This window comes from Tardiphaga sp. P9-11, assembly GCF_008329525.1.
Lineage (GTDB): Bacteria > Pseudomonadota > Alphaproteobacteria > Rhizobiales > Xanthobacteraceae > Tardiphaga.
In genome coordinates this window covers 629200-646974 of sequence record NZ_NPKQ01000001.1, presented here as the reverse complement: position 1 = coordinate 646974, position 17775 = coordinate 629200, and the positions used below count along the sequence as shown (strand labels likewise).

14 protein-coding genes are annotated in these 17775 nt (G+C 61.6%); 10 read left to right on the top strand and 4 right to left on the bottom strand.

The genetic code is table 11. The annotated features are described in order from the left end of the window. Window positions 1-34: 34 nt before the first annotated feature. From CIW50_RS03020 to CIW50_RS03010, 3 genes are all read right to left on the bottom strand, one after another. On the bottom strand, window positions 35-661 hold the full coding sequence (locus CIW50_RS03020) for a polysaccharide biosynthesis/export family protein (RefSeq protein WP_149530387.1): 627 nt from the start codon (window positions 659-661) through the stop codon (window positions 35-37). Between the two features lie 183 nt (window positions 662-844). Continuing rightward, complete coding sequence (gene msrA, locus CIW50_RS03015; protein ID WP_149529772.1) at window positions 845-1501, bottom strand: peptide-methionine (S)-S-oxide reductase MsrA; 657 nt, start codon at window positions 1499-1501, stop codon at window positions 845-847. 187 nt (window positions 1502-1688) lie between these two features. Then, on the bottom strand, window positions 1689-2003 hold the full coding sequence (locus CIW50_RS03010; RefSeq protein WP_149529771.1) for a hypothetical protein: 315 nt from the start codon (window positions 2001-2003) through the stop codon (window positions 1689-1691). A 355-nt stretch (window positions 2004-2358) separates the two neighbouring features. Here CIW50_RS03010 and rpsT point away from each other — a divergent pair, with 355 nt between their 5' ends. The 7 genes from rpsT to gyrB all read left to right on the top strand — a co-directional run bounded on the left by rpsT (window position 2359) and on the right by gyrB (window position 14187). Then, a complete protein-coding gene (rpsT, locus tag CIW50_RS03005) occupies window positions 2359-2625 on the top strand; it encodes a 30S ribosomal protein S20 (protein WP_068729934.1) in 267 nt (88 codons plus the stop codon). Window positions 2626-3881: 1256 nt separating this feature from the next. Continuing rightward, window positions 3882-5315 carry a chromosomal replication initiator protein DnaA gene (dnaA, locus tag CIW50_RS03000; RefSeq protein ID WP_068729936.1) on the top strand — a complete coding sequence of 478 codons (1434 nt, stop codon included), beginning with the start codon at window positions 3882-3884 and terminating at the stop codon, window positions 5313-5315. 243 nt (window positions 5316-5558) lie between these two features. After that, the gene (dnaN, locus tag CIW50_RS02995; RefSeq protein ID WP_149529770.1) at window positions 5559-6677 is read left to right on the top strand and encodes a DNA polymerase III subunit beta; all 1119 of its coding nucleotides are present in this window, start codon (window positions 5559-5561) and stop codon (window positions 6675-6677) included. Window positions 6678-6836: 159 nt separating this feature from the next. After that, a complete protein-coding gene (gene recF, locus CIW50_RS02990; protein WP_149529769.1) occupies window positions 6837-7985 on the top strand; it encodes a DNA replication/repair protein RecF in 1149 nt (382 codons plus the stop codon). A 108-nt stretch (window positions 7986-8093) separates the two neighbouring features. Further along, window positions 8094-10265, top strand: coding sequence for a hypothetical protein (locus CIW50_RS02985; RefSeq protein WP_149529768.1), 2172 nt, complete (start codon window positions 8094-8096; stop codon window positions 10263-10265). 101 nt (window positions 10266-10366) lie between these two features. Beyond that, window positions 10367-11518: an FUSC family protein gene (locus CIW50_RS02980; protein ID WP_149529767.1), complete on the top strand. Its 1152-nt coding sequence runs from the start codon at window positions 10367-10369 to the stop codon at window positions 11516-11518. 227 nt (window positions 11519-11745) lie between these two features. Further along, entirely contained in the window at window positions 11746-14187 is a 2442-nt protein-coding gene (gene gyrB, locus CIW50_RS02975) for a DNA topoisomerase (ATP-hydrolyzing) subunit B (protein ID WP_149529766.1), read from the top strand. A 27-nt stretch (window positions 14188-14214) separates the two neighbouring features. Here gyrB and CIW50_RS02970 read toward each other — a convergent pair whose 3' ends face one another. Further along, complete coding sequence (locus CIW50_RS02970) at window positions 14215-14916, bottom strand: GntR family transcriptional regulator (RefSeq protein WP_149529765.1); 702 nt, start codon at window positions 14914-14916, stop codon at window positions 14215-14217. 164 nt (window positions 14917-15080) lie between these two features. On the opposite strand from CIW50_RS02970, the gene CIW50_RS02965 reads away from it, so the two are divergent. The 3 genes from CIW50_RS02965 to CIW50_RS02955 are packed head-to-tail and all read left to right on the top strand — an operon-like array spanning window position 15081 to window position 17765. After that, window positions 15081-15935 carry an ABC transporter ATP-binding protein gene (locus CIW50_RS02965; protein ID WP_197738340.1) on the top strand — a complete coding sequence of 285 codons (855 nt, stop codon included), beginning with the start codon at window positions 15081-15083 and terminating at the stop codon, window positions 15933-15935. Window positions 15936-15938: 3 nt separating this feature from the next. After that, entirely contained in the window at window positions 15939-16712 is a 774-nt protein-coding gene (locus CIW50_RS02960) for an ABC transporter permease (protein WP_149529764.1), read from the top strand. A gap of 27 nt (window positions 16713-16739) precedes the next feature. After that, window positions 16740-17765 (top strand): ABC transporter substrate-binding protein, encoded by a 1026-nt coding sequence (locus tag CIW50_RS02955; protein ID WP_149529763.1) that lies wholly within the window; start codon window positions 16740-16742, stop codon window positions 17763-17765. Window positions 17766-17775 lie beyond the last annotated feature (10 nt).

Genomic DNA, 17775 nt, shown 5'->3' with positions numbered 1-17775 from the left:
CGCTTGGGGTGACGACGGCACTTGATGCGCGCGATCAGAACCAGCGCTCGCTGACCAGCACTGTATCACCGGGACTGATCGGCGTGCCCAGCGGCACTACGGCGCGATACGAGCCCTCAACGGCGGTATGGGTCAGCGTGACTTCATCACGCTTGGCGCGCGGCGAGAAACCGCCGGCAATGGCGATCGCGCTCTCGACGCTCATATTGGGCACGTATGGATACTGTCCGGGAGCGGCGACTTCACCGAGAATGAAGAACGGACGGTAGGCTTCGATTTCGACAGCCACCGACGGTTCACGAATGAAGCCATTGCGCAGGCGGCCGGTAATGCTCGCGGCCAAGGCAGCGGGCGTCATGCCGCGCGCCGGCACGCGGCCGATCAGCGGCATAGTGATCGCGCCACCAGCATCGATGGCGTAGGAATTGGTAAGACCTTCCTGGCCGTAAACCACGACGCGCAGCTTGTCGCCAGCATCGAGCTTGTACTGCGCATCATAAGTCGAGACGGGGGGAGCATAAGCGACCGGGACTGGTGCCGGACCGTAACCCGGGCGGCCGTAAGCAAGCGTATCGAGATCTGCAGCCGGCGCGACCACTGCGACAGGGCCCGGTCTGCGCATGCAGCCGGAAAGAGCCAGCGCGGCAACCGCGACAATCATGGGCAGACGAAACGCGCGGGCAAACGACACTGGACATATCCCTCATAGAGGCAGCTTCGGTTTTGGCCTCTTATGGTTAAAATTCCGTTGTCATAGCCTTCCATCAGGAAGCAAAAAGCCCGCCTTCGGGAGCTCCGAAAGCGGGCTTTTGACGTTGTTTATCTACACTTAGCCGTGGTCGGCTCAGGCCGTGACGCCGACCCCGATCGGGCAGGACACGCCGGTGCCCCCGAGACCGCAATAGCCGCCAGGATTCTTCGCCAGATACTGCTGGTGATAGTCCTCGGCAAAGTAGAACTTCCCGGCCGGCGCGATCTCGGTGGTGATGGTGCCGAGGCCCTTCGCCGACAGCGCCTTCTGATACGCAGCCTTCGAGGCTGCGACCGTATCGAGCTGCGCATCGCTGAAGGTGTAGATCGCCGAGCGGTATTGCGATCCGATATCGTTGCCCTGACGCATACCCTGGGTCGGATCGTGGCTTTCCCAGAACGTCTTCAGGAGCTGCTCGTAAGAGATCCTCTTCGGATCGAAGACCACCAGCACCGCTTCGGTATGACCGGTGCGGCCCGAACAGGTCTCTTCATAGGTCGGGTTCGGCGTGAAGCCGCCGGCGTAACCAACCGCCGTCGTATAGATGCCGTCGCCCAGCTCCCAGAACTTGCGCTCAGCCCCCCAGAAGCAACCAAGCCCGAACACCGCCTGCTCAAGCCCTTCCGGGTAAGGCGGCTGGATGTTGCTGCCATTAACGAAGTGATGCTTGGCGGTGGGGATCGGCGTATCGCGACCGGGCAGTGCTTCGGCAGCGGTCGGCAATGCAGTGGTTTTACGCATGAACAGCATGGATCATCTCCCTGCGCGTTCGCGAACGAAGTGGACTCCGGTTCGCTGGACGAACGCACGCATCTGAGGGCCAACAACGCGTAACGACAGAACCGGGTTCACTCCCGCCGCACGGCGCGTATCTCGAATGGCAATATAGGTATCTACGACGGAAACGGCAGGTCTGTTACGCCGCTTGGTGCGCCGTTCAATTCCGCGAATAACCGATCAGAGGCTTGCTTGGCCGGAACAGCAGCATCAGCACGATGCCGAGCACGCCCATAACGGCCCAGGCCGGCTGATTGAGCAGCAGGTTCAAAAACCCGCTGAGGAACGGCGCATGGGCATCGATCAGTGCCTGGAAGGAGCGCTGGCTGACCTGGTTGATGTCGTTCCAGAACTCCCCGAGCCGGGTCAGCCGCAGCGCCTGATCGGCAATCGAGCGCGCCCCGTCATAGACCAGGAACACAAACCCGCCGGCCAGCAACAACAGCCCTATCAGGCGGAAAAACCCGCGGATCATCCGAATCCCCTCATCGCTCTGCCCCCGGCAATACCGCCCCGGAGCCAGAAATTCAACCTCTTCAGCAACTTAACCGCGGCCTTGCGACGGTTTTCCATCTAAAGACACAGCCAGAAAGCGTTGACGGTGGAAATTGAGCCCTCTATAAGGAGCGCCAATGGCGGTGGGCGAAATCCCGCCGCCGCTGTTCTTTGAGCGGCGCGCTCTCGTGAGTTTCAAAGCGTGTGCGCTTTGCCGCTCCGGGGATAGCATTTTCAGGAACACCCCGGAAACAGATCAGCGTTGGCCGCAGTCGAGCGGCAGACGTCAATCAGCCCGGCGCCCGAGACGGGACGCTGCTGAAGGATAGTGAGATATGGCCAATACGACCTCCGCCAAGAAGGCGACGCGCAAGATTGCCCGCCGCACCATCGTCAACAAGTCCCGCCGCACCCAGATGCGCGGTGCAGTCCGCACCGTCGAGGCGGCGATCAAGAGCGGCGACCGCGAAGCGGCGCTGAAGGCGATGAAGCTCGCCGAGCCCGAACTGATGAAGGCTGCTCAGCGCAACCTCGTTCACAAGAATCTCGCAAGCCGCAAGGTCTCGCGTCTCGTCCATCAGATCGCGAAGCTCGCGCAGTAATCTGACGACAACATTCTTTCTAAAAAGCCCGGCTTCGCGCCGGGCTTTTTTTATGCCGCAATGCGTGCGCGCTATCGCGTTACAAATTCTGATGAAGCGCAAAGACTGCCGCGCGCTTGCGCGATGCGCGTCTCGCCATGTCTCTTCAACGGCACAGCCGGAACGCACAACGCATCACACCGGGTGCCAATCCGCGTTATCGCTTGCGTCAGCGTGATTCTGAAAAAGCAACAGCGTTACGCCGCCACCGCGAGTCCGATGTCTAGGGTTACCCTGACTCAACGCACAGAAAAAAACGCGCGGCTCTAATCACTTATCGGCATAGCGAAGCGGACCAGTTTGAAAACGCAGACTCGGCGCCTTCATTCGTAAATGAATTATGAATTTCTTTTTTCGCCCGCTCGAATTTGCAACGGCACTGTCACATTGCGATTCAGCGCGTTGATTCAAAACCTTGACGTATCGCCAAAAAAATCACGATACGATCCGGGCTGCTCAAGTGAGGCTTTTACGGGGCACCTGAAAAATGATTCCGTTGCGAGAAACGGGGCGTGCTGTATTTCTTTAATCATTCGCGGCGCCCGCGGTTCTTGAGATCAGAGCGATTTAAGAACCAGGACGGACCTTAGGATCAGCGACGGTCTTCAGGTTAGCGACTGTCTTCAGGTTAGTGACACCTTCCAAGCTTTGATCGGATCGCAGCCCATAGCAATATGGGAAGGGTTGTTCTGTGTCGAAATTTCTCGGGTATCCATTCGGATGCTTTGAAAAGAAATGCGCACCGGCCAATCGCAACCAGCAAAGCTGACGGTGCGGAAGTAAGCGGGCAGACGAGCGGGCAAGACGACCATACCGGATGTAACCCTGAACGAGTTTCAGTATTCAGCGTTGCAACTGACTTTGAACCACATGTGAACTGACACCTTGCCGCGAGCGACCGTGGCAAGCGGGGGAGGCTTTATGCGCAAATCGACCACGACAGTAATCGAGCAACTGCGATCTGCGTCTCGTTCAGATATGGCGGTACATGCGGCGAGCCGCTCCTCCGCCCACGCGCCCGACAGACCCTCCAGTACGCGCTGACCTCGCGACGAGGTCCTCTTCGACATCACTGATCTGACCTCGGCAGGATGGCCGTTGGCGGAGCTGTGCCCGAAGACGACGCGTCACACGAGGTCGCGCCGCGTCTCCATACGCGGACATTCAATCAACGGCGCTGTGCCGGACATCCACTCTATCTGAAAAGTTCTCTGACAATGGCTAATATGGAACAGGATCACTGGTCTCGCGTGAAAGGTCGGCTACGGTCGACGGTTGGCGAAGACGTTTACTCCAGCTGGTTCGCGCGGATGGATCTCGAAAGCGTGCAGGACGACAGCGTCCATCTTTCGGTACCCACCCGATTCCTGAAGAGCTGGATCCAGGCCCACTATGCCGAGCGCGTGCTGAACGCGTGGCAGGCCGAGATGCCGCAAGTTCATCGCGTCGACCTCACCGTGCGCTCCGCAATGCGCAACGTGGCGCCCGCCAACAAGGAAGCCGCAGCGCCGGCCGAAGCGCGCCGCACCGAGACGTCCAACAACCGTCACGCGCCCGAACTCCGCGCCACAGCCACCGCGCCGGTGTCCGCAAGCCATGAAGCACTTGGCGGCTCGCCGCTCGATCCGCGCCTGACTTTTGCGAGCTTCGTGCTCGGCCGCGCCAACACGTTGGCCCATGCTGCCGCGCGTCAGGTCGCCGAAGGTCGCCGCGGCGATCCGGTGATGTTCAACCCGCTTTACATCCATGCCGGCGTCGGCCTCGGCAAAACCCATCTGTTGCAGGCCGTGACCTGGGCTGGCAATTCCGGCCCAGACCGCAAGGTGCTGTATCTCACTGCCGAAAAGTTCATGTACGGCTTCGTCGCTGCGCTGAAGACGCAGACGGCGCTCGCCTTCAAGGAAGCGCTACGCGGCATCGACGTGCTGGTGATCGACGACATGCAGTTTCTGCAGGGTAAGACCACGCAGGCCGAATTCTGTCACACGCTGAATGCGCTGATCGATGCCGGCCGCCAGGTGGTGATCGCCGCTGATCGTCCGCCGTCGGATCTGGAAAGCCTCGACGAACGCGTGCGTTCGCGCCTGGCCGGCGGTCTCGTCGTCGAAATGAGCTCGCTCGGCGAAGAGCTGCGCCTGGGCATCCTGAAATCGCGCGTTGCCGCCGCGCGTGCACATCACGCCTCGTTCGAGGTGCCGGAGCCGGTGCTGGACTATCTGGCCCGCACCATCACCCATAACGGCCGCGACCTCGAAGGCGCAATCAACCGCCTGCTGGCGCATTCGAAGCTGAACGCCACGCCGGTCACGCTGGAAATGGCCGAGCGCGAAGTGCGCGACCTGATCCGCCCGCAGGAGCCAAAGCGCATCAAGATCGAGGACATCCAGCGTGTCGTCGCGCGTCAGTACAATGTCAGCCGGTCCGACCTCCTGTCGTCGCGCCGCACCGCCAATGTCGTTCGCCCCCGTCAGGTTGCGATGTATCTGGCCAAGACCCTGACGCTGCGCTCGCTGCCGGAAATCGGTCGCCGCTTCGGTGGCCGCGATCACACGACGGTTCTGCATGCCGTACGCAAGATCGAGGCGCTGGTCGGCAAGGACGTGGCCCTGCAGGACGAGGTCGAAACGCTGAAGCGCCAACTGCAGGAGTAAAGCGTCCCCGCCCCCGGTGCGCCAAAGCATGCGCCGGGGCAGGACGAGGGTGTTAACCGTCAAAACATTGGGGGCCGGAAGCGCATCTCTCTTGCGCTTCCCGGCCATCCACGCCACCTTGCGGTCCCCCGCGGGATTGAGCAAAATCCACTTGATCGAGCTTGCGGGTGTCATCGCCGCGGCGCCCATTCGGGCTTCCGGGCATTTCCACACGACACCGGATTGAATCGGGCGGGTTTTGTTATGAAGGTCACCGTCGAACGCGCGCAACTCCTGAAGTCGCTGAGCCACGTGCATCGCGTGGTCGAGCGCCGCAACACGATTCCGATCCTGGGAAACGTGCTGATCCGCGCGGAAAACGCCCGACTGTCGCTAAAGGCCACCGACCTCGATCTCGAAGTGACAGAAACCCTGGCCGCCGAAGTCGGCACCGCTGGTTCCACCACCGTGCCCGCGCATATGTTCTACGACATCGTCCGCAAGCTGCCGGATGGCTCGCAGATCGTGCTCGAAGCCGATGGCGACCGCTCGGTGATGGCGATCCGCGCCGGCCGCTCACGTTTTACCCTACAGACCCTGCCGGAGAATGATTTCCCGGATCTCGCCGCCGGCGAAATGACGCACTCGTTTGCGCTGCCGGCCTCCGACGTCAAGCGCCTGATCGACCGCACGCAGTTTGCGATCTCCACCGAAGAGACCCGCTATTATCTCAACGGCATCTATCTGCATGCCGCCGGCACTGCGACCGCGGCGACGCTGCGTGCCGTCGCCACCGACGGTCATCGTCTGGCACAGATCGACCTCAAGCTCCCCAAGGGCGCCGACGGCATGCCGGGCGTCATCGTGCCGCGCAAGACGGTCGGTGAAGTGCAGCGTCTGATCGAAGATCTGGAAGCAGAGATCACCATCGAACTGTCGCAGGGCAAGATCCGCTTCACGCTCGGCAATGTCGTGCTGACCTCGAAGCTGATCGACGGCACGTTCCCCGACTATGGCCGCGTGATCCCGCAGAACAACGACAAGGAACTGATTATCGACAAGAAGGATTTCGAGAACGCGGTCGACCGCGTCTCGACGATCTCCAGCGAACGCGGCCGCGCCGTGAAGCTGGCACTATCAGCGGGTAAGCTGGTGCTGTCGGTGACCAATCCCGATTCCGGCAGCGCCACCGAAGAACTTGAAGTCGAATATGCCTCGGACGCACTCGATATCGGCTTCAATTCGCGCTATCTGCTCGACATCGCTGCCCAGATCGAAGGCGAAGTCGCCGTACTGCGCCTTGCCGATCCCGGCTCACCGACGCTGGTGCAGGACAAGGACGCCAAGGGTGCCCTGTATGTGCTGATGCCGATGCGGGTGTGAGGCACTTCTGTTTTTGAATGCACTCACTAGATTGCGTCATGGCCGGGCTTGTCCCGGCCATCCACGTCTTTGGGGTTACATCAAGAAGGCGTGGATGCCCGGCACCTCCAGCGAAGCACCGCTTCGCGCTTGGTCGGGAATGACGACAGGGTTTCACCCATGACTGCCTCCCGCATCCACCGCCTGTCGCTGACCAACTTCCGCAATTATCGCGCGGCAAGTCTCGCGACCGATCGCGACATGGTCGCGCTTGTCGGGCCAAACGGCGCCGGCAAGACCAATTGCATCGAGGCGATCTCATTCCTGTCACCCGGGCGCGGCTTGCGTCGAGCCACACTGGATGACGTCGCCGACATTCAAGGCGACGGCTCATGGGCCGTCTCTGCCACGGTGGAAGGCGAAGTCGGTCTCGCCACACTCGGCACCGGCATCGACGCGCCATCCGCAGAAGGTGCGTCCACCAGCCGACGCTGTCGCATCGACCGCGAGCCGGTTGGTTCTGCCGCAGCATTCGGCGATCACCTCCGCATGGTGTGGCTGACGCCAGCGATGGACCAGCTGTTCATGGGCGCCGCCTCCGAACGCCGGCGCTTCTTCGACCGCCTCGTGCTGGCCATTGACAAAGATCACTCCGGCCGCGTCTCCGCGCTCGAACGCAGCCTGCGCTCACGCAACCGTTTGCTCGAAAATCGCAACAGCGACGGCCACTGGCTCGATGCCATCGAGCGCGAGACCGCCGAACTTGCGGTCGCCGTCGCCGCGACACGCGGCCAGACCGCGAAGCGACTCGCAGAGATGCTGCGTCTGCGCGGCGAAGCCTCGCCCTTCCCATCTGCCCTCATCATGCTCGACGGCTGGATGGAGAATGCGCTGGTCAATGAACCGGCCACAACGGTCGAGGATCGCTATCGCCAGATCTTGCGCGATGGTCGCCCGCGCGATGCCGCCGCCGGCCGCACGCTCGACGGCCCGCATCTCACCGACCTGCAGGTGATCTATGCGCCGAAAAATATGCCGGCGCGCGATGCCTCCACCGGCGAACAGAAGGCTCTGTTGATCGGACTCATCCTCGCCCACGCCACGCTGGTCGCCGAGATGACCGGCATCACGCCGCTCCTGTTGCTTGACGAAGTCGTCGCCCATCTCGATCCAGACCGTCGCAAATCTCTGTTCGGCGAATTGTCGAAACTCGGCGCCCAGGTCTGGATGACTGGCGCCGACCCGGCGGCTTTCGCGGATATCGGTCCCTCAGGCGAGATTTTCGACGTCGCCAGCGGACGGATCGCGCGGCGCCAGTCGGCCGGTTGAACCAAAGCAGCGCCTCCCACAACTCACTTTGAGTGCCCCGCGCCAATGATGTCGCGGCCCTTGTGGCGCGCCCTTTTCGTGCACACCCGCGAACGCCGGAGACTTTCAGTGATTTTTTCGAGCAAGCGCGGGACGCAGGTCCGGGCCAGACGCTATCTGTTGGCGCTGCTGGTCAGCACGGCCATCGCCGGCGGCTCGCTGGCCTGCCGCGCGGAAGACGGCCTGGTGGATGTGAGAACGCTGCCGCATATCGAAGGCGCGACGGCCCGGCCCGACGATGCAAAATATCCCAATCTCAACGCCAGCTATTTTGGCGCGGGCAGCGTCGCGGACACCATCGCCAACACAGGTAAACTACTCGCCGCCGATGGCTGGATTGCCTACACGCCGCCATTCGAGGCCTCGAATCGCAGCCGCTGGTACAAGAAGGGTGCACAGGGCGTGTCGGCATCCTTTATGACCGACGGCAGCCGAACGGATCGGTCGGGCGTCAGCTACAGCGCGCAGCGCCTGGAAGTGAACCTGCCTTTCCCCGATCGCGCGACCGACATCGTCTATGACGAGCGGCGACCGTATCTTGGATGCACGACGGCTGAAACTGTCGATGCAACGCTGGCCTTCTTTCAGAAAGAACTCGCTGCATTGGGCTGGTCGCCGTTATCCGCAAGTGGCGCGGAGGCCCGTTGGCCGGACGCAAAAATCGACGAGACGATCGCGAACGGCATACGTGTCTATTTCACCCGTGACGGCAGTAGCCGACAGTTGCCGGTGATGCTGACCTTGCAGCGGAGCACCGATAACAAGACCGGCGTCGAGATTCGCGTCGCGCCCTTCGCGCTTCCGCAAGATCTAGCCGCGGGCCCTGAATCCATAGGCTTACCGCGGCCGGAACGCATCAAATCCGCAGGAACCACCGGCAGCGCGGATTCCATCAAGCGCGAAGCCCATGCGCTGATCCCGGCGGAGCTTGGCCCCGTGCTCGCCTTCTATCGCCGCGAACTCGGCAAGAATGGCTGGATCGAGCAGAGCAAGGACACCGTCGTCACCGTCAACAGCGCCTCGCTCGCATTCACCTCCCCGGAGGAAACTGCGACGATGCGGATCGGCCGCAAATACGATCTGACCACCGTGCAAATCGACGTGCAGGTTCTGCCATCGGTAATCGCTGCGCGCGCCAAGGCCAAGAAGGAAGCAGACGACCGCTTCGTGAAGGATGCACTTTCATTTGGCCAGGCTGTGATTACCGAAGACAATGCGAGACGCGCCGCAGCGCAAACCGCACGTGGGCCAGAAGCTGCATTGCGCGCAATGGACGGTTCGAGCACACCGATTCCCGTACCTGAGACCGCCAGCGAGATCGATTTCGATGGCGCCGATGGCAGGCTCGCATTCACCAGCTCATCAAGTGTCAGCGCGCTGGCGGATTTTTACCGCAGCGGAATGAAGACGCTCGGCTGGAAGAGCACGCCGTCAGTCATCAACAACCCCAATATGGTGGTGTTGAATTTCAGCAAGGCCAAGCAGAGCATGTCACTGACGGCGATGCAGATGGGCCCGAAGGTCAATGTCACGGCGACAGGCTCGGGCCTGAAGGGCGCGCCTGTCGCAGCCGTTGCCAGCAACACAAACACGACGGACAGCGCCAAGAGCGTCGAACAGGTTCTCGAATCCGACGGCGATACCGATTATCCCACGCCGAAGCAGCGGACATTGCGATCGCTCGGTACGTCAGGGCTGCCCGGCGGCGCGCCGTTCAGACATGAGCTAAGTGCATCTGTGCCTGCGGGACTCGACTCGGTTCTGGCGTTCTACCGACGCGAACTCACGCAACGGCAGTGGCAGGAAGACACGAAGAGCACGGTCATCAAACCTGGCAACGCCATGCTGGCCTTCAAGGCGCCCGATGGTCCCGCCATGCTGAAGCTGGAACGCCGCAACGACGAGACCACGGTCAGTCTGGTGGTGCGCCATCCCGCAGAAGCGACGAAGGCGGGCATCCTGCCCGCACTGGGCAAGGTTCGACTGCTGTTCGGCAATATGGGCGACGCGGAAGTGTCGGTCAGCGTCAACAACAAGACGATCAGGGTCGCGCCCGGCGTGGGCGGACCGCAGAATCCGAACGGGCCGACGATGGAACTGCCACCCGGCGCGTACAAAGTGACGATCAAGACCGCTGGCAAACCCGCACATGACAGCACGATCAAGGTCGCGGCCAATGACAGCTGGGGCCTGATGGTCGGCCCTGACGGTCGGGATATCCTCCCGCTGCAACTCTACTGAGGACAAGGCGTGCGGGCGCGCCAGCGCGCACGTCCGCCGCTGCATCGGGCCATGAAAAATCGTCTGTTGTAGACTGCATTCGACGACGGAAATATCTGGCCATGCTGGTATTTTTGGCCATTCATCTGTCGCGGATCGCGCGCGCGTTCGGAAACGAAATGCGTTCGCTGCCGATCCCCGGGCCGCGCATGATCGACGAGGCCGAATGCATCTGTTCGGTGCTGCTGGCCATCGTCTTGTCGCACGCCATCGGCGCCGAGAATGTCGGCTGGGCCGCGTTCTCCGGATACATGGTAATGCGTTCGCATGTCGCCGAAAGTTTTACGCGCGGCATCCTCCGCGTGATTGGGACGCTTGCTGGCGCAGGACTCGCACTTGCCGCTGCGCCCTTGCTGCTCCGGCAGCCACTCCTACTGAGTCTCGGTCTTCTGGTCGGCGGCGGCGTCACGCTCTATTTCGCCATCGTCGGCCGCCGCGCCTATGCTTGGCTGTTCACCGGCCTCACCTTCCTGATGGTACTGATCGAAGGCATGGAACATGCGCGGGAGCCGATCCTGCGCTTTGCTTCCACGCGCGTGCTCGAAGTGCTGGCCGGCACTACCGCTTGCGTCATTGTCAGTGCGATTTCGACCTTCACGGTCCGCCGCGCACTTCCCAATCCCGATCTCAATCTGCGTGCCAAGCCGCAGGGCCAGCCGGCGCGGCAATGGCACGTCACGGTGGCGCGTCACGTTTTGGTCGGCGGCATTGCACTGGCGCTGATCCCCTGGGCGTGGCTGTGGCTCGGCATCCCGTCACTCAGCCAATCCAGCATCACGATTTTCGCGGTCATGCTGGTGCCGGCAGCGTCGCTGGCGGAAGGGATGCTCAGCCCGGTTTCCTCGCGCATGATGAACCGGCTGGTCGGCTGTCTCGCCGGCGGCTTGCTCGCCAGCGCGATCCTGCTGGTCAGCCACCATTCGCCTGTGGTGATGACCATCGGGCTCGCGCTCGGCGTCATGATCGGCCGTCACATCGAAAATGGCCCACCCTCCATGAGTTATGCTGGCCTGCAGTTCACTTTGGCCTTCCTCGTAGTGTTGGTGCCCGACAACTACGCCAATGCCGCCCTGGAGCCCGGTTATGACCGCCTGTTCGGCATTCTGTTCGGCATGGTTCTGCTGGAGCCGGTGGTGCTGATCGCCCATCTGATCGCCCGGCGCGGCCTCAGGGAGAACGTCGCCAAACCGGCTGCGGGACTGAGCGACAAATAGCCTCTGGAATGCACGCAAGCCGGGCATTTTCGACGCCCGAAACAGGCGCGAAATCAGGCCGTGAAAACGGCTCTAAACAGGCTTGAAATAGCGCCAAAAAATCCTATTTATTCAATAACTTGCTGCGCGTTACTTTGCGCTAGGCGCAATGCGCCTTTCATGGCACAAATAGAGCGATTCAGGCGCCGTTTTCCGCGCTGATTCGGCACACCTTCGAAGGCCCCACCATGACTGAACCAGCCCGGCAACCGATCGCCGACACTGAGCATGCCGTTCCCGCCGAATACGGTGCGGAATCGATCCGGGTCCTGAAGGGACTCGACGCCGTCCGTAAGCGGCCGGGCATGTATATCGGCGATACGGATGACGGTTCGGGCCTGCATCACATGGTCTACGAAGTCGTCGATAACGCGATCGACGAAGCGCTCGCGGGTCACGCCAGCGCTGTCGAAGTTATTCTGAATGCCGATGGTTCGGTGACGGTGCGCGACGATGGTCGTGGCATTCCCGTCGGCATCCACAAGGGCGAAGGCATCTCGGCAGCCGAGGTCATCATGACCCAGCTCCATGCCGGCGGAAAATTCGACCAGAACTCCTACAAGGTGTCCGGTGGTCTGCATGGCGTCGGCGTATCCGTCGTCAACGCGCTGTCGAGCAAACTGATCCTGCGAGTCTGGCGCGACGACAAAGAGCATCGCATCGAATTCGCCCATGGTGACGCTGTGGCGCCACTCTCGGTCGTCGGCGACGCCAATGGCAAGCGCGGCACCGAGGTGACGTTCTATGCCTCGGCTGAAACCTTCACCACACTCGAATATGATTTTGCGACGCTTGAGCATCGCCTGCGCGAACTCGCCTTCCTGAATTCCGGCGTCAACATCCTGCTCTCGGACCTGCGTCATCCGATCGAGAAGCATGAGAAGATGATGTACGAAGGCGGCGTCGTCGAGTTCGTGAAATATCTCGACCGCAACAAGAAGGCCGTGGTGCCGACGCCGATCATGGTGTCCGCCGATCTCAACGGCATCAATGTCGAAGTCGCCATGTGGTGGAACGACAGCTACCACGAGAATGTCCTCTGCTTTACCAACAACATTCCGCAGCGCGACGGCGGCACGCATCTGGCCGGCTTCCGCGGCGCGCTGACGCGCCAGGTTAACGGCTATGCCGAAGTCGTCGCCAAAAAGGAAAAGATCGCACTGACCGGCGACGATTGCCGTGAGGGCCTCACCGCCGTGCTCTCGGTGAAAGTGCCGGATCCAAAATTCTCGTCGCAAACCAAGGACAAGCTGGTGTCCTCGGAAGTACGCCCGGTGGTCGAGAACGTGCTGAACGAGGCGCTTGCCGCCTGGTTCGAGGAGCATCCCGCCGAAGCCAAGGTCATCGTCAGCAAAGTGATCGAAGCCGGCGCTGCCCGTGAAGCCGCGCGCAAGGCGCGCGAACTGACGCGCCGCAAGGGTGCGCTGGATATCGCATCGCTGCCCGGCAAGCTCGCCGACTGCCAGGAACGCGACCCCGCCAAGTCCGAACTGTTCATCGTCGAGGGTGACTCGGCAGGCGGCTCTGCGAAACAGGGCCGCAACCGCGAATTCCAGGCCGTGCTGCCGCTACGCGGCAAGATCCTCAACGTCGAGCGTGCACGCTTCGACAAGATGCTGTCGTCGGAGCAGATCGGCACGCTGATCACTGCGCTCGGCACCGGCATCGGCCGCGACGACTTCGACCTGTCGAAGCTGCGCTATCACAAGATCATTCTGATGACGGACGCCGACGTCGATGGCGCGCATATCCGTACGCTGTTGCTGACGTTCTTCTTCCGGCAGATGCCGTCGCTGATCGATGGCGGCTTCCTCTATATCGCGCAGCCACCGCTCTACAAGGTGACGCGCGGCAAGTCCGAGCAGTACCTCAAGGACGAGCGCGCGCTGGAAGACTACCTGATCGCAACCGGCCTCGACGAATGTATCTTCAAACTCGCCTCCGGCGAGGACCGCACCGGTCGCGATCTGCTGGCGCTGGTGGAAGACGCGCGTGTCATCCGCTCAACGCTGAACAACCTGCATTCGCGGTATAACCACAAGGTCGTCGAGCAGGCGGCCATTGCCGGCGTGCTCAATCCGCGCGTCACCGCCGATCTTGCCACAGCCAATGCTGCTGCCGATTACATCGCCAAGCGCCTCGACGCGCTGGCTGACGAGGTCGAACGCGGCTGGATCGGTCAGTTCCGAGAAGGCGAAGGCTTCTTCTTTGAGCGCACCATCCGCGGCGTGAAAGACGTCTCCATCATCGACGACGCGCTGCTCGGCTCCGCCGATGCCCGCAAGCTCGACGAATATGCTGCCAGCCTGCAGGAAGCCTATCCAAAGTCCGGCATTCTGCGCCGCAAGGATCTCGAATTCCCGATCCACGGCCCGGTCACGCTGTTCGATGCTATCACTGACGCCGGCCGGAAGGGCTTGGCATTGCAGCGCTATAAAGGTCTGGGCGAGATGAATCCTGGCCAGCTCTGGGAGACCACGCTCGACACCAATGAGCGCTCGCTGCTGCAGGTCCGGGTTAAGGAAGTCGACGAGGCCGATGATATCTTCACCAAGCTGATGGGCGATGTGGTCGAACCGCGCCGCGAATTCATCCAGGACAATTCGCTCAGCGCGAATGTGGACGTCTAAGTAAAGACAGCCACGCTGCCGAGGCCACTACGTCGCTTCCTCGGCATAGGGGGCCAATACGTCGAGCAGATCCCGGCCCCGCGCCGGGGTCGGCTCCACCAGCGCGCGGTTGGCGACCGAGTCCAGATGCGAATGCATCAGCGACATCGCCTTGTTGGCATCGCCATCCTGCAGCGCTTCAATGATCGCTATGTGCTCGCTGATGCCGCATTCCGACGAATGCGGGCGACTGAACAGCGACAGTGTCAGACAGCAGCGATAGGCGATCTCGCTGACATAGCGGACCAGCACCGGGCTGTTGGTCATCGACGCCAGCATGATGTGGAATTCAGTCGCTAAGCGAATGGACACGGCGTTCGGCCCGTCATGCGCCTCGCGCTCCGCCTCAACATGCGCCTTGAGGCGCGCGATCTGGCTGCCGCTAAGCTTGCCGGCGATCTTGCGGACGATCAGCCGTTCGAGATCCATCCGGATGTCGAAGATGTCGCGCGCATCCTGCCAGCTCGGCGTCACCACCACGGCAATACGGTTACGTCGCAGCTCCACAAGCCCCTCGGACGCCAGTTGCCCCAGTGCGTAGCGCGCGATGGTACGGCTGACGCCGAAGCGCTCACCTAGGGAATCCTCGGGAAGCTTGGCGCCAGGTTCCAGAGCTTGCTCGATGATCGCCCGCCGCAACGCGCGGCAAATCATCCCGACCTTATCTTTCGAATTCGGCGCTTCTGGCATTCAATCAAACCTGTCGCGATTTGAGCATTCCAGGCCGTGCCCGAAGTGCATGCAATCGAAGAGAGTGGTTGCCCAATAATTCCTCAGGGAATGGCGAGCCAACGTAAAATGACAACGTTTCATCCCAGACTCAAGTGGCATCCCAATTGCATGCACTTATCGTTATGACAAGTATGCAAGAAAATGGACCCAGCGAAGGCCAACGCAGGCCGACCGCCATTGAACTGTCCGCGACCTCGGTAACGTTCGGCCGTGGCCCGACCGCCACGCCGGCGCTGGCGGAGACCAATCTTATCATCCCCGGCGGCGAGTTCCTCGCCCTTGTCGGCCCCTCCGGCTGCGGCAAGTCGACAATCCTCAAGCTCGTCAGCAATCTGCTCCGCCCCACCACCGGCGTGGTTATCGTCGGCGGGCGTGAGGTCGCCGCCAAGGCGTTGCGGATCGGCATGGCGTTCCAGAACCCGACCATGCTCCCCTGGCTGACCATCGAGCGGAACATCATGCTCCCGCTCAAGATCGTGGAGCCGTTCCGGTCAGAGTATCGGCAGAAGCGCAACGGCGAATTTCGCGACAAGGCCCATGCATTGCTGGCCCAGGTCGGCCTCAAGGGTTTCGGCAGCAAGTATCCCTGGCAGTTGTCCGGCGGCATGCTGCAGCGGGCCAATCTGTGCCGCGCGCTGATCCATGAGCCGCGCATGTTACTGCTCGACGAGCCGTTCGGTGCGCTCGACCAGTTCACCAAGGAAGAGCTCTGGTCGATCCTGCAGAGCCTCTGGCTGCAACACAAACCGACAGTGCTGCTGGTCACGCACGACCTCCGCGAAGCCGGCTTCCTGGCCAGCCGCATCTGCGTGATGAGCGCCCGACCGGGCCGCATCCTCGACGACAGCCCGGTGGACTTCCCGCGCCCGCGCACCATCCCCATGACTTTCGAGCCTGATTTCGTCGCACTCAATCAGCGCCTGCGTGAACTCATCGTCAACGCCCGGAGCAACGCTCCCGAAGCGCAGGAGGCATAGGTCATGAGTGTAGGCCTACGTCAAAAACTCTGGTCGTTCGGACTGATCGTCATATTCTTCGTGGGATGGCAGTTATTCTGCGCCCTCTCCGGCGTCTCGGATCTGGTTCTTCCGCGTCCGACGGAAATCATTGCGACGCTGATCGCGCGCTTCCCGATCCTGTGGCCGCATATTCTGCAGACGCTCGGCACGACCATGGCCGGCTTCGTCCTCGGCGTCGGCCTCGGCGTGGTGCTGGGCGCGGTCATCGGCGTCTCGAAAGTCGCCTATGACACCGCCTATCCGCTGCTGGTCGGCTTCTCGTCGATTCCGAAAGTCGCCGTCGTGCCGATCTTCGTGCTGTGGTTCGGCTCCGGCTCCGTGCCCGCAGTCCTCACTGCACTCTCGATCTGTTTCTTCCCCATCGTCGTCAATATAGCGACCGGCCTCGCGACCACCGAACCAGAACTGGAAGACGTGTTGAAGGCGCTCGGCGCCAGCAAGATGGACATTCTCTGGAATGTCGGCCTGCCGCGCACCATGCCGTTCTTCTTCGCCTCGCTGAAAGTCGCCGTCAGCTACGCCTTTGTCGGCGCTGTGCTCGCCGAGACCGTCGCGTCCAACCGCGGCATCGGCAATGTGATGATGAGTGCATCGTCAAACTTCAACGTCCCGCTGGTGTTTGCCTGCCTGTTCATTCTCGCGATCCTCGGCGTGGCGCTCTACGTCATTTTCTCTCTGATCGAGGCGCGCGTGACCGGCTGGGCCACACGCAAGAACGATCTCGTTGCGACCTAATCCACTCACATCAACCAGGAGAACGTCATGTTGAAGAGATTGACCGCCCTCGCCGTCGGCAGCGTCCTGCTCACAGGCTCCGCCTTCGCTCAGGAGACGACTATCAAGTTCACGCTCGGCTGGAAAACCCAGGGCAGCGACGCGGCGTTCTTCTATGCGAAGGACAAGGGCTTCTTCAAGGAAGAAGGCCTGAACGTTGTCATCGATCAGGGCGAAGGCTCCGGTGCAACTGTAACCCGCATCATGTCCGGCGCCTGGGATGCCGGCTTCGGCGACGTCAACGCCATCATCCAGAATGCGTCGACGCGTCCGCAGGACGCACCGGTGATGGTCTATATGATGTGGAACCAGCCACCCTTCTCGATCGTCACTAAGAACACCAGCGGTATCAAGACGATCAAGGATTTCGAAGGGCATACGCTGGGTGGCGCGCAGGGCACGCCGACGACCCGCTTGCTGCCTGTCTTCATCCAGAAGAACGGCCTCGCCAGCGATAAGATCAAGGTCACCAATATGGCTCCCAACCTCCAGGAGCCGATGCTGATCAAGGGCGATATCGATGCCGCGCTGGTGTTCAACATCACCAGCTACTTCAACCTCGTTCTGAACCGCCAGGATCCCGAGAAGGACTACAAGTGGTTCTCGTTCGGTGAGTTCGGCCTCGACCTTTATTCCAACGGCGTGATGGTGTCGCAGAAGCTGCTGGCATCCAACCCGAAGGCGGTTGCAGGTCTGGTTCGGGCCATCAACAAGGCCAACATCGCAACCGCCAAGGACCAGAACGCAGCCATGGCCTCGGTTGTCGCGTTCGACAATCTGGTCGATGTCCCGGTTGAGAAGCGCCGCATGCAATACGCCTTCGAGAAGCTGATGGTGTCGCCGGAAATGAAGGAAATCGGTGTCGGCGACATCAAGGACGATCGCATGGCACGCGCCATCGGCATGGTCGTCGAGGGCTACGACCTGAAGCGTACACCGACGCCCAAGGAAGTCTTCTCGCGCGAATTCCTGCCGCCACGCACAGACCGTGAGCTGGTCTACACGGCGAACTAAGCAGGCAGAT

Coding starts and splice junctions, on each gene's coding strand:
- CIW50_RS02955 (WP_149529763.1), top strand. CDS start 16,740: ATGTTGAAGAGATTGACCGCCCTCGCCGTCGGCAGCGTCCTGCTCACA.
- CIW50_RS02965 (WP_197738340.1), top strand. CDS start 15,081: ATGACAAGTATGCAAGAAAATGGACCCAGCGAAGGCCAACGCAGGCCG.
- gyrB (WP_149529766.1), top strand. CDS start 11,746: ATGACTGAACCAGCCCGGCAACCGATCGCCGACACTGAGCATGCCGTT.
- msrA (WP_149529772.1), bottom strand. CDS start 1,501: ATGCTGTTCATGCGTAAAACCACTGCATTGCCGACCGCTGCCGAAGCA.
- rpsT (WP_068729934.1), top strand. CDS start 2,359: ATGGCCAATACGACCTCCGCCAAGAAGGCGACGCGCAAGATTGCCCGC.
- CIW50_RS02970 (WP_149529765.1), bottom strand. CDS start 14,916: ATGCCAGAAGCGCCGAATTCGAAAGATAAGGTCGGGATGATTTGCCGC.
- recF (WP_149529769.1), top strand. CDS start 6,837: ATGACTGCCTCCCGCATCCACCGCCTGTCGCTGACCAACTTCCGCAAT.
- dnaN (WP_149529770.1), top strand. CDS start 5,559: ATGAAGGTCACCGTCGAACGCGCGCAACTCCTGAAGTCGCTGAGCCAC.
- CIW50_RS03020 (WP_149530387.1), bottom strand. CDS start 661: ATGATTGTCGCGGTTGCCGCGCTGGCTCTTTCCGGCTGCATGCGCAGA.
- CIW50_RS02960 (WP_149529764.1), top strand. CDS start 15,939: ATGAGTGTAGGCCTACGTCAAAAACTCTGGTCGTTCGGACTGATCGTC.
- dnaA (WP_068729936.1), top strand. CDS start 3,882: ATGGCTAATATGGAACAGGATCACTGGTCTCGCGTGAAAGGTCGGCTA.
- CIW50_RS03010 (WP_149529771.1), bottom strand. CDS start 2,003: ATGATCCGCGGGTTTTTCCGCCTGATAGGGCTGTTGTTGCTGGCCGGC.
- CIW50_RS02980 (WP_149529767.1), top strand. CDS start 10,367: ATGCTGGTATTTTTGGCCATTCATCTGTCGCGGATCGCGCGCGCGTTC.